This is a genomic window from Mediterraneibacter faecis, from assembly GCF_055383675.1.
In genome coordinates this window covers 3,076,810-3,088,881 of the sequence record NZ_AP043803.1, presented here as the reverse complement: position 1 = coordinate 3,088,881, position 12,072 = coordinate 3,076,810, and the positions used below count along the sequence as shown (strand labels likewise).

The 12,072-nt window shown below is 37.2% G+C and carries 10 protein-coding genes; all 10 read left to right on the top strand.

Features of this window, described 5'->3' with window-relative positions; all coding sequences use genetic code 11:
- Nucleotides 1-73: 73 nt before the first annotated feature.
- The 10 genes from ACZ47Z_RS14600 (at nt 74) to ACZ47Z_RS14555 (ending at nt 11,827) form a co-directional block, all read left to right on the top strand.
- Nucleotides 74-748, top strand: a complete 675-nt coding sequence (locus ACZ47Z_RS14600; RefSeq protein ID WP_055157098.1) for an ABC transporter ATP-binding protein — start codon at nt 74-76, stop codon at nt 746-748.
- On the top strand, nt 745-3,189 hold the full coding sequence (locus ACZ47Z_RS14595; protein ID WP_464525698.1) for an ABC transporter permease: 2,445 nt from the start codon (nt 745-747) through the stop codon (nt 3,187-3,189). The genes ACZ47Z_RS14600 and ACZ47Z_RS14595 overlap by 4 nt, the downstream gene beginning before the upstream one ends.
- Nucleotides 3,190-3,394: 205 nt before the next feature.
- Nucleotides 3,395-4,078 (top strand): response regulator transcription factor, encoded by a 684-nt coding sequence (locus ACZ47Z_RS14590; RefSeq protein ID WP_464525697.1) that lies wholly within the window; start codon nt 3,395-3,397, stop codon nt 4,076-4,078.
- Complete coding sequence (locus ACZ47Z_RS14585; protein WP_464525696.1) at nt 4,075-4,983, top strand: sensor histidine kinase; 909 nt, start codon at nt 4,075-4,077, stop codon at nt 4,981-4,983. The genes ACZ47Z_RS14590 and ACZ47Z_RS14585 overlap by 4 nt, the downstream gene beginning before the upstream one ends.
- A gap of 98 nt (nt 4,984-5,081) precedes the next feature.
- Nucleotides 5,082-5,762 (top strand): ABC transporter ATP-binding protein, encoded by a 681-nt coding sequence (locus ACZ47Z_RS14580; protein WP_464525695.1) that lies wholly within the window; start codon nt 5,082-5,084, stop codon nt 5,760-5,762.
- A 13-nt stretch (nt 5,763-5,775) separates the two neighbouring features.
- Nucleotides 5,776-8,325, top strand: a complete 2,550-nt coding sequence (locus ACZ47Z_RS14575; protein WP_464525694.1) for an ABC transporter permease — start codon at nt 5,776-5,778, stop codon at nt 8,323-8,325.
- 142 nt (nt 8,326-8,467) lie between these two features.
- Entirely contained in the window at nt 8,468-9,007 is a 540-nt protein-coding gene (locus ACZ47Z_RS14570) for an RNA polymerase sigma factor (RefSeq protein ID WP_464525693.1), read from the top strand.
- Nucleotides 8,994-9,773, top strand: a complete 780-nt coding sequence (locus tag ACZ47Z_RS14565; RefSeq protein WP_464525692.1) for a hypothetical protein — start codon at nt 8,994-8,996, stop codon at nt 9,771-9,773. The genes ACZ47Z_RS14570 and ACZ47Z_RS14565 overlap by 14 nt, the downstream gene beginning before the upstream one ends.
- Nucleotides 9,757-10,641, top strand: coding sequence for an ABC transporter ATP-binding protein (locus tag ACZ47Z_RS14560; RefSeq protein ID WP_054752801.1), 885 nt, complete (start codon nt 9,757-9,759; stop codon nt 10,639-10,641). Before ACZ47Z_RS14565 ends, ACZ47Z_RS14560 begins: the two co-directional genes overlap by 17 nt.
- On the top strand, nt 10,634-11,827 hold the full coding sequence (locus ACZ47Z_RS14555) for an ABC transporter permease (protein WP_054752803.1): 1,194 nt from the start codon (nt 10,634-10,636) through the stop codon (nt 11,825-11,827). Before ACZ47Z_RS14560 ends, ACZ47Z_RS14555 begins: the two co-directional genes overlap by 8 nt.
- The last annotated feature ends 245 nt before the right edge of the window (nt 11,828-12,072 follow it).

Genomic DNA, 12,072 nt, shown 5'->3' with positions numbered 1-12,072 from the left:
GACCAAATATATAAACAGGCAAAGAAAGCGTGCTGAAAAGGTACGCTTTACAGAATTGAAAAGGAGGCAACACATGAGTGTGATATTAGAAACCAAGCAGCTTTGTAAGTTTTATGGCGCAGGTGAGAATCAGGTCAAAGCGGTCAATCAGGTGGACATTCAGATTGAGCAGGGAGAATTTGTCGCAATTGTTGGAAAGTCAGGTTCCGGTAAAAGTACATTACTTCATATGCTTGGAGGGCTAGACACCCCGACAAAAGGCAGTGTTACTTTAGCAGGGAAAGATTTATACAGGATGAAGGAAGATGCCCTTGCTGTTTTCCGCAGAAGAAAAATCGGATTTATTTTTCAGGCATTTAATCTGGTTTCATCTGTTAATGTCTGGGAAAATATTGTACTGCCACTGGGGCTGGATGGAAGAAAAGTGGATGAAGCGTATGTAAATGATATTATTGCAACTCTGGGGATTGAAAAGAGGATTTACAATTTGCCAAATCAGTTATCCGGAGGACAGCAGCAGAGAGTAGCAATTGCAAGAGCACTGGTGAATCGTCCGGAAATTATATTTGCAGATGAGCCGACAGGCAATCTTGATTCTAAGACCAGTGATGAGGTGATCGCCCTGCTTAAGATGACAGCAAAAAAATATGGACAGACAATTGTAATGATTACCCATGATGACGAAATTGCACAGGTCGCTGACCGTATTCTGGTGATTGAGGACGGACAGGTGGTGGATTTCAGATGAAGACAATAAGCAGGATTGCATATAGCAATGACAAAAAGAACAAGACAAGAAGTATACTGATTATGATGTCCATATGTCTGACTACGATGCTGCTTGTGATTATCAGTACTGTGGGAAATGGAATGATACGTTTGCAGAAAAGTCAGGCGGCAGGCTCATATGGAAGCAATTATGGTCTGTTTGTCGCAGCAGATGCCTCGCAGTTAAAGGAAGTAAGCCGCCGTGCAGAAATAGATGCAATAGGAATTATGTGTACAGAAGGCATCATAAAAGGCAATGAAAAAGGCGGGTTTGTCTGCATGGATGAGACTGCAAGAAAAATGCTTCCTTATAATAAAGAATATGAGTTAAAGGAAGGAAAGTATCCGGAAAAAATGCAGGAAATTGCCGCCGGAAGAGCTTTTTTTCGTGCAATGGGATATGATGATGTAACGGTCGGAGATACGGTTACACTGGATTACCGTGCAGGGATGCGGTCAGAATATAAGCCGGAAGAGTTTGTTGTCAGCGGAATCCTATATGATCGGGATGAATATACCATCGAGGCATCTTATGTTGCTTTCGGGTCACAGGAGTTTTATGATGAGCACGTCGCAGAGAATGACAAACAGTATAATATATATTTTACTTTAAATGATTCTGCAAATGTATCTATGAATAATATTGAACCGGTTATAAAGCAGATTGCAGCATCTTGTGGAATCGAAGAAAAAAACGTTATAGTCAATGATCTCTATTTGCAATGGGTCTTGCAGCCGAGTTATGAAACGATTGCGGTATGTGGAATTCTGATTCTTGCAATTGTACTTTTCTCTGTTGTGGTCATTTATAATATTTTTCAGGTCGGTATTGTCAACAAGATACAGGAGTATGGAAAAATCAAGGCTCTGGGAGCAACAAAAAAGCAGATGAAACAACTGATCTTCAGAGAGGGCATTTTTTTGACAATTTTTTCAATACCGGTTGGATTGCTTCTTGGTTTTCTGATTGCAAAATGCGGTTTTAACTGGCTGGTAGAACAGGGAAACCTTGTATCAACCGGAACGGGTTCTATGGGAGTCCCAAATCAGCAGGTGCCACTGTTTTCCCTGCCTGTTATACTTCTATGTATTTTCGTATCATTTCTTACCGTTGCTTTGGCACTGCGCAAACCAATGAAAATTGTTTCACGGATTTCACCTATCGAAGCAACACGGTATTTAGAAAATGCAGAAACACACAAAAAAGAAAAACGAAATGGCAGAAAAAATGTCACCGTGTTTTCTATGGCAATGGCAAATATAACGGGTAATCCAAAAAGAACCATTGGTACCATCCTCACACTGGGGCTTTCCTGCGCATTGTTTGTGATTATCTCTAATTATGTAGGAAATATTGATACGGAGCATGAAGCACGTCTTTCCGTTATTCATGGACAATTTGAACTGCAGCTTGACTATTCTGCTGAGTACGATGAAAGATATCCGGAGAATAATCTGGATACGATTCTGAGGGATAATCCATTGAATGATTCGCTGATTGAAGAAATCAAAAGCATTCCGGGCGTGACAGATGTCATGACGAGAGAGCTTGTCTCTGTAAATCTGAACGGAACAAGATTTCCGGCTGCTATTGTGAGTAAAAATGATTTTGATTTTATGCGCCAGGACGGGGATATTGGCTCTATGGACTATGATCAGGCGGTAAAGAATGGTGAAATTTTCTTTGGCTGGTCGATGTGGATGGAACAAGATGGATATGCTCCGGGTGAATCCATTGCATTTGACTTTGAGAATGGAAGTGGAACCTATACCTATCAGGGAAAGATTGCAGGATCTTTTGTAAGTGCGGACACTTATCTTGTCATTCCGGAAGGTGTATACCGTTCCATGAATCCGAGGGGAACAGCCTATGGATATCTGTGGGTGGACTGTGATAAAAAAGATGTGGCATCTGTGGAACAGAGTCTGAATACTTTGATTTCTAATACTTCGCATATAAAAATGGATACCTATCATGCACAGTTACAATCTGCAGAATTCGCAGCCCGCATGATGAAGCTCGGCTGTTATCTGTTTATGGCGGTTGTGGGGCTCATCGGTTTTATGAATATGGCAAACACCATGATCATGAATATTACGACAAAAAAGCAGGAATATGGTGTATTACAGGCTGTGGGTATGACAAATAAACAATTAAATTTATGTCTGCAGTTACAGGGACTGATTTTTACGGTTGGCACCATATGCGTAGCTTTGATCATTGGTCTGCCGCTCGGCTATGCACTTTTTTCCTATGCAAAACATAATGGAATATTTGGAATGAATATCTATCATGTTCCAATCGTACCAATTTTTATTATGATTTTTTTGGTCGGTCTGTTGCAGATTGTACTTTCCTGCGTTTTAAGCAGTAATCTGAAAAAGGAAACGCTGGTAGAAAGAATAAGGTATCAGGGATAGCAAGTAATATGTAATGAACTAGGTTTTAACGAAGAGGAGAAATAGATAACTTCCATTTTGTATGTATGATAAATCTAAACAGTATTTTAGCAACAGCCTCTTGCTGTTTATAAGATAATTTCTGCTAGAGATTTTGATTTAATGATTTGATTTATAAAACTGGCAATGATACAATTAGCGTAATTTGAAAGAAAGCAGAGAAAATATGAGTGAAAAGTTACTGATTGTTGAAGATGACAAAAAATTAAATGATGGAATACGTCTCGCATTGAAGAATGATTCCTATTTCTTTTATCAGTGCCAGACTTTGCAGGAGGCTAGAGACATCTTGAAAAAGGAAGATATCACATTGGTTTTATTAGATGTGAACTTGCCGGATGGGAATGGGATTGATTTTGTAAGAGAAATAAGGAAAAACAGTCAGGTGCCGATTATCCTGCTTACAGTAAATAACATGGAAGTAGATATCGTAACAGGATTGGACGCTGGGGCAAATGATTATATTACGAAACCGTTTAGTTTGATGGTTTTGCGTGCAAGAGTGTCTGTGCAGCTTAGAAATAAAGATGCAGTAGTTAAGAATTCTATGGAGTTTGATGGATTCGAGTTCTATTTCGATAAAATGGAATTTTTCAAAAATGGAGAACTTATTGAACTGAGTAAGACAGAACAAAAACTCTTGAAAGTGCTGTGCGAAAACAGAGGAAAAGTAGTGAAGCGAGAATACCTGATTGACGAGGTATGGCAAGGAGATACAGAGTTTGTGGATGCTCATGCTCTGACTGTTGCAGTCAAACGCCTCAGAGACAAATTAGAAGATGATACGCAGAAGCCTGAATATGTCAAAACGGTTTATGGAATTGGTTATACATGGGCGGTGAATGGATGATAGAAACAAATATGTTGATTGTAGTTATATTTGTCCTGAGCGGAGTTTTTTGGTACAGCTTTTTTTATCAGAAAGAAAAAAAGCTTTTGAACCGGCTGCAGCGAATGCTGGATTGTGCAATAGATGGAGAACTGGAACGGACAGAAATATCAGAAGAAAAGTATTCTGCTCTTGAAAACAGCATGAAACAATATATAGACAGTAGTTTTCTGGCAAAAAAAAATCAACAGGAACAGAAAGAAGTGATACAAAAACTTATTTCAGATATTGCGCATCAGACACTGACTCCCATTTCAAATCTGAAAGTCTATGGAGAAATACTCTCTGAAGTGAGTAATGAAAATCAAGAGGAGATAGCTACCATTTTGGAGCAGACGGAGAAATTGGATTTTCTGATACAATCACTGGTCAAATTATCACGAATGGAAAGCGGAATTATAGCAGTACATCCGGAGGATACTGCTATTGCACAGATGTTTGCATCCGTACAGCAGCAGTTTAATGTAAAAGCAATGGAGAAGGATATTTCCCTGAGTCTATTTGATACGGATTTACATGCTATGTGTGATGCAAAATGGACCGTGGAGGCACTCGGAAATATTGTAGACAATGCGATTAAGTATACATCATGTGGGGGAAATGTTCAGATAAAAGTCGAGCAGTATTCTTTTTTTGTAAAGATCGATATCATTGATGATGGCATTGGAATAGAAAAAGAAGAAATACCAAAGATATTTGGAAGGTTTTATCGGAGTCTGTCAGTGGCAGACCAGCCAGGAGTAGGAATTGGCTTATTCCTTGCAAGAGAGATCATTCAGGCACAAAAGGGGTATATAAAAGTGACATCAAAGAGAGGAAAAGGTTCTACATTTTCTGTGTTTCTTCCAATAGCAAAGAAGGAATAGTATCAAAACTGTGACATTTCAGAAACCAGATGGAGACATTGTCATGATAAAGTCTGTATTGTAAAGATCAATACAGGCTTTTTTGATGGGAGGATGGCATGAATATATTAAAAGCAGTAAATTTACGAAAAATATATGGGCAGGGAGAAACAGAAGTCAAAGCCCTTGATGGTGTAAATTTAGAAGTGGAAAAGGGGGAGTTTGTAGCGATTGTTGGAACTTCTGGAAGTGGAAAGTCTACATTGCTTCATATCATTGGTGGTTTGGATAATCCAACATCCGGTCAGGTCATTGTTGACGGACAGAATTTAAGCCATATGACAGATGAAGAGCTTACTATTTTTAGGCGTAGAAATATTGGATTTGTATTTCAACAGTATAATCTGGTTCCGATGCTGAATGTATGGGAAAATATTGTTCTTCCTGTAAAACTGGATGGAAAAAAGGTAGAAAAAGGTTATGTAAATGAAATCATAGATACACTGGGCATTCGGACAAAACTGGAAAATCTTCCAAGTGCACTGTCAGGGGGGCAGCAGCAAAGGGTGGCAATCGCAAGAGCATTAGCGGCAAAACCTGCTATTTTGCTGGCAGATGAACCGACAGGCAATCTGGACTCAAAAACGAGTCAGGATGTATTGGGACTTTTAAAAGTCACCAGTAAGCGTTTTCATCAAACGATTGTAATGATTACTCACAATGAGGAGATTGCCCAGATGGCTGACAGGATTTTACAGATAGAAGACGGAAAAATTGTTTCAGACAGTGGTTTGGTATAGTGAGGGCGATTATATGGTAAAAGTAGAGAATAAAGAAACGTTACGATTATTGACGAAACGTTTTATGAAAATGAACCGAGCAAGAAATATTATTGCTGTTATTGCAATCATGTTGACATCACTGTTATTTACAAGCCTCTTTGTGGGGAGTGTATCCATGATACTTTCCAAAAGAGCAACGGAAATTAAGCAATTTATGGATTCATCCCATGCTATTGCGCAGAATTTGTCAGAAGAAGATGCGGAGAGATTGCAAAAAACAATAGAACAGGATGAAGATGTGGAACGATATGGTTCCGGTATTTTTCTGGGAGCTGGAATGGACGAACGGTTTGGTTTTTCCGTAGAGGTCCGATATGCAGATGAAAATATGGCAGAAAGTTATAATTGTCTGCCAACTACAGGAAGACTGCCGGAGAAAGAAAATGAAGTAGCACTTAGCAGCACGATATTGGAATCTCTGGGTGTTACACCAAAGATTGGGGAAGAAGTAACGCTGACCTGGGAAGTAAATCCAATGCTGAAACAATATAAGACAGATACGTTTCGGATATGTGGATTCTGGCAGGGGGATAAAGCTGTTTTAGGTCAGATGGTCTGGGTATCCAAAGCCTATGCAAAGGAGAATCGTTATCCCGTTACGCAGGAAGAATTAGAAAATGGCATCTACAATGGAGGGAAAGAGTATTCTGTCTGGTACAAGAACCTTTGGAATCTGGAAAAGAAAACGGAAAAGATATCTAAAGCAGCGGGATTTACGAGAGCTGGGTCAGGAATGGAAGTCAATCCGGCATATAATCTCTTTGAAGAGGATTCATTTTCATTCACTTCCCTTATTGTAATGGTATTGTTTGTGATATTGGCTGGTTACTTAATTATTTATAATATTTTTAATATATCCGTGAAAACGGATATTAGAGCCTACGGATTATTGAAGAACGTGGGGACAACGGGAAAGCAGTTGAAGAAAATTGTACGTATGCAGGCGTGGAGATTATCAGCTATTGGTATTCCAATCGGATTGCTTTGTGGTTATCTTGCAGGTCTTTGCATGGCTCCGTCCTTGAATGCAGATGCTGCAATTAGTGCACAGACAGGAAAAACGGCTCAGACAGTAGTATCAGCGAATCCTTTGATTTTCCTTGCAGCGATACTTTTAACGCTTTTGACGGTGTATCTCTCTAGTTTGCAGGCTTGTAAAATGGTGGAAAGGGTATCTCCTGTGGAAGCTCTGCGTTTGGCAGAAGGAGAGCAGTCACATAGGAAAATAAAAAAGAATACTTCTGTAACCTGGTGGGGGATGGCAGTTCAAAATGTGTTACGAAATTGGAAAAAGGGATTGATTGTTATGCTTTCTATCGCTCTTTCTATGGTGGTTGTCAACTGTATCGTGATGTTGGTGCAGGGATATGATTTTGATTCTTACCGAAAAGTATTTTTAGCTTCCGATTTTCAACTGGATCAGATGACGGGAAGTTTGTCAAATACGAATTTCAACGGTATTACACCTGAAATCAAAGAGATTTTGGACGAATGTCCTGATAGTGCTAAGACAGGATATGTGTATTATTCTGAAGAAACCCACAAGATGGAGCCGGAACTTCTGAAAACATGGGAAGCATTCGCAGATAAATATGAAAAAAACTGGACTGATTATGAAGAACAGGTTTGGGAAGATGCAAAGGCTTCCAATACAGTAAGTGTTCATTTTCTCGGAATCAGCGAGTCGGTGTTTGACAAATTAGAATGGAGAGGGGAAAAATGCTCTTGGGATACATTTAAAAGCGGAAATTATGTGCTTGTAGATTATGGTGATAAATATGCAGAGCATCCGGTTTCTTATTATCAGACTGGGGATGTTTTTCAGATGGAGTACAAAAATGGGAACCAAAAAGATTACGAAGTCATTGGAGAAGCACTGATGCCATATGCATTGGATTATCCGTATGCAGACCTTATCTATATTACGGTATTAGTTCCAGAAGATGAGTATATTACCCAGACGGGAAATGAATCAGCCATGTATGCTGCCATCGATGCAAAGAAGGGCGAGGACAAGCAGATAAAAGAATACATTGATGAAAATATTTTGAAAGAAAATGATATGATCAATGTTTTTTCTGTATTGGATATGGAGGAGAGTTTTCAGCAGTTTGTCAGCAAATATTATATGATTGGTGGTTTTCTTGTCGTTATTTTAGCATTTATCGGTATTATGAATTTCTTTAATACAACAGCAACCTCTGTAATCAGCAGGAAAAAGGAACTGGCACTTTTGGAAGTTGTTGGAATGACGAAAAAACAGATATCGAAAATGCTAGTGGCTGAGGGATTCCTATATTTGGGAGGCGCATTTATGATTGCAGTATTGTTAGTTGTGGTTGGAGCAAAGCAGATTTTAATAAATACGCTTGGTACGGCATTTTTCTTCCGGCTGCATCTTACGATAGTGCCATGTGTGCTTATGATTCCGATTTTGGTTGGGATTGCGTATGTGATACCAAAGTATCAGTTTGAAAAGATGAGTCGGGAAAGCATTGTTGAAAGGATTCGGAAAGAATAATAACAATATGTAAATTAGGCGTATGGATTTGATGAATCCATGCGCCTTTTTAGAAAAATATAAATAAAAACAAAAGAATCCTAACTTTTTTAATAGTAGGATTGTTATATTATTTAGAAAATAGAGGGAGGCAAATTCGCGAATGGAATACAAGACAGATTCTTTGTTAGTACATCTAGCAAGAGCAGGAGATGAAGACGCGTGTGAAAAACTGGTCAAAAAATATTACTCAAGTATATATCAATATTGTTTGCTACATATCTATGATCCCTATGAGGCAGAGGATTTGACACAAGAAGTATTTACACGTTTCTTTTCCAATTTATATAGATATAAAGAATATGGAAAAGTTAAGAATTATCTTTATACAATTGCCGGAAATACCGTTAAAAATTATTACAAAAAGAAAAAAGATATTCCATCAGAGGAACTGCTAAAATCAGAGGACAGAAGTAAAAATCATGTAGAAGAGATAGGAGTCCGATTAACTATTGAACAGGCAGTGAGAAAGTTACCGGAAGAAATTAGAGAAACGGCAGTTTTATATTTTTTTCAAGAATTGAAGCAAAGAGAAATTGCAGAATTACTTCACATAAAACTTTCGCTTGTAAAATATCGAATTGGAAGAGCAAAAGAACTTTTGATGAAAGAGTTGGAGGTGGAAAACTATGATGAAATATAAGCAACAAATAAAGGAATATAAAGAGGAGATTGAAAAAAAATATGTAAGGATTGAAGCAGAAAACAGAACAGTAAAAGCATGTCAGAATATTTTGTCAAAGTCAATTTTATCGAAACAATCGCATAGAACATCTTATTTTGAATTTTTGTATGAGCAGACAAAATTCATAAAAAAAAGATGGTGGATTTTACAAGGTTGTATTCTTATGTGTCTATGGATATGGTTGAGTAATTATACATCAGACATAAAAGATATGATGAGGATTATGGGAATATCTGCCACAATATTTGTGGTTCTGATTGTCCCGGAAATTTGGAAAAACAGAAGAAATGGTGCGATTGAGATTGAGCAGGCGTCTTATTACACACTGCGTCAGATTTGTACAGCAAGAATGTTAATGTTTGGAGTAGTGGATCTGGTGATCGTTATGGTGTTTTTGGCAATTACATATCAAACAACAATACTCTCGTTAAGTGATTTGGTGGTTAATTTTTTGCTTCCAGTAAATGTTTCATGTTGTATATGTTTTCGTGTATTGTACAGCAGATGGGAAAAATCAGAATATATAGCAGTGCTTTCCTGTCTGGTATGGGTTGGTTTATGGATGATGATTGTTGCAAATGATGTTATTTATCAGAAAATTGTAACTCCGGTATGGGTGGCTATGCTGATATTGACTTTTGTATATTTTATTTTTTGTGTTCAGAAGTCATTGGTATTTGATGAAAAAATTTTGGAGGAATACATGTATGAAATTAGAAATTAAAAATGTAACAAAACAATACGGAGAAGTAAATGCTGTCAATAAAGTGAATTGTGTTATGAAAAAAGGAATTTATGGACTGCTTGGAGTAAATGGAGCAGGAAAGACCACATTAATGCGTATGCTTTGTACGATTGTTCAACCATCAGCAGGACAAATATTATGGAATGGTAAAGATATATGGAAACTAGGAGGTGAATACCGAGAAGTTCTGGGATATTTACCACAGGATTTTGGATATTATCCAGATTTGACCGTATATGATTACATGATGTACATTTCTTCTATAAAAGGGTTAAAAATACCGTTTGCCAGAAAAAAAGTGAAGCAATTATTAAATCAAGTAGGAATGGAAAAATTCAGTAAAAGAAAAATGAAGAATTTGTCTGGAGGAATGGTTAGACGTGTAGGAATAGCACAGGCGATGTTAAACGATCCGCGAATTCTTGTCCTGGACGAACCTACCGCTGGATTAGACCCGAATGAAAGAATACGTTTTCGTAATTTAATTAGTGAATTGTCGGAAGAACGTTTGGTGCTCTTGTCTACACATATTGTATCGGATATTGAGTACATTGCGAATAACATTATGTTAATGAAAGATGGAGAACTTTTTTATGCAGGTACTGCGGAAGATTTAGTATCTTCTATGAAAGAAAAGGTATGGCAATGTAATGTTTCGAGAAGTATGATAGACAAATATATGAATGAATATTTGGTTGGAAATATAAAAACAACAAAAACCGGAGCAGAGCTTAGAATTATTTCAATAGAAAAGCCAACAGAAGATGCTGTGGCTGTAGAAAAAAATCTGGAAGATGCATTTCTATTTTATTTTGGAGAAAAATCGGAGGAAAAACAAGATGCTTAAATTAGAATTAAAACGAATTTTTTCAAAGAAAATTAATGTATTTGCAATCGGATTGGCATTGATACTTGCTGTCATTTTTAGCGGATTTGCAGTTACAAGTAATCGCTATGTGGATGAGAATGGAAATGCTAGTACTGGAATTATGGCAACAAGAAAACTTACAGATAACAGACGAGCATGGAAAGGTACATTGACAGAAGATGAACTTGGAAAAGTTATAGAACAAAATAAAAATGCGGTGACACAATCCTCAGAAGAAGAAAATGCGATTTACGGAACGACATTACAACCGATAGATGATATTAGGAGTTTTATAATATCGGTATTAATACCGGATGCAGAATATGATGAAAGTGTTCTGAATCAAATTACAGAAGAAAATATACAAGAGTTCTATGACACTTATCATAAAAATATGGAAAAGATGGCAGAAGAATATGGAAAGACTGCTGTTCAGAAAAAATACTTGGAAAAGAAATATAATGAAATAAAATTACCAGTAGAATACGAATCTTATAGTTCATGGGATACGATGATTATGTATGTAGAAACGAATTCTATTATTCTGGCAATCATAGTTGGTTTTATTTGTGCTGGAATATTTGCAGATGATTTTCAGACAAAAGCAGATGCAGTATTTTTCTCTACAAAGTATGGACGTACAAAAGCTGTTAAAACAAAAATACTGGCAGGAATAGTTACGACAGTTATGATTTATTGTATGGGAATTATATTACTTAGTGTGATTTGTTTTGGAATTATGGGAACCAGTGGTATGAATACACCCTATCAAATGTATCAGGCATATAGTATTTACATTATGTCATATGGACAATACTATTTGTTGACAGTTGTATGTGGATTTATAGCCAGTATGCTGGCGGCTTCAGTGTCTATGTTAGTAGCGGCTAAAATGCATACAATTAGTGTCGCTGTTTGCATTCCGTTCTTTTTATATTGCTTATTGCCATTTATAGGACGGGCACTTTCTGTGTATACAACGCTTTTCAATTTGATACCAACAATTTTGACAAATGTACAGGCAAGTGTAAAAGTCCCACTTATTTATCAGATTGGGAATTGTGTATTTCGACAAATTCCGCTTGTAATGGTAATGTATACAGTGATGGCAATAGCCTTACTGCCTTTTATTTATAAAAGTTTTCGCAGATATGGAAATAGGTAAAAATTGTATTTATTTTGTTAAAAGACCGGATAGAGTTTTTCCAATGGAAAATCCAATCTGTGGATATAACTTCTGAATTTCCTGTACTTTGGCATAATCCAGACAGTCATCGGAATGGTATAGCTTCCCCCGAGTACTCTTCAAGCTAAAGTAGAAATAGTGCAATTTTCACATGATATTATACAAGAATCACATAGAAATATATCGTATTATTGATAGGGTAGTCTTGAATTGTATGTGAGGAG

Bases quoted from the DNA above. Each gene is read 5' to 3' on its own strand.
- ACZ47Z_RS14600 (WP_055157098.1), top strand. From the start codon at position 74: ATGAGTGTGATATTAGAAACCAAGCAGCTTTGTAAGTTTTATGGCGCA.
- ACZ47Z_RS14595 (WP_464525698.1), top strand. From the start codon at position 745: ATGAAGACAATAAGCAGGATTGCATATAGCAATGACAAAAAGAACAAG.
- ACZ47Z_RS14590 (WP_464525697.1), top strand. From the start codon at position 3,395: ATGAGTGAAAAGTTACTGATTGTTGAAGATGACAAAAAATTAAATGAT.
- ACZ47Z_RS14585 (WP_464525696.1), top strand. From the start codon at position 4,075: ATGATAGAAACAAATATGTTGATTGTAGTTATATTTGTCCTGAGCGGA.
- ACZ47Z_RS14580 (WP_464525695.1), top strand. From the start codon at position 5,082: ATGAATATATTAAAAGCAGTAAATTTACGAAAAATATATGGGCAGGGA.
- ACZ47Z_RS14575 (WP_464525694.1), top strand. From the start codon at position 5,776: ATGGTAAAAGTAGAGAATAAAGAAACGTTACGATTATTGACGAAACGT.
- ACZ47Z_RS14570 (WP_464525693.1), top strand. From the start codon at position 8,468: ATGGAATACAAGACAGATTCTTTGTTAGTACATCTAGCAAGAGCAGGA.
- ACZ47Z_RS14565 (WP_464525692.1), top strand. From the start codon at position 8,994: ATGATGAAATATAAGCAACAAATAAAGGAATATAAAGAGGAGATTGAA.
- ACZ47Z_RS14560 (WP_054752801.1), top strand. From the start codon at position 9,757: ATGAAATTAGAAATTAAAAATGTAACAAAACAATACGGAGAAGTAAAT.
- ACZ47Z_RS14555 (WP_054752803.1), top strand. From the start codon at position 10,634: ATGCTTAAATTAGAATTAAAACGAATTTTTTCAAAGAAAATTAATGTA.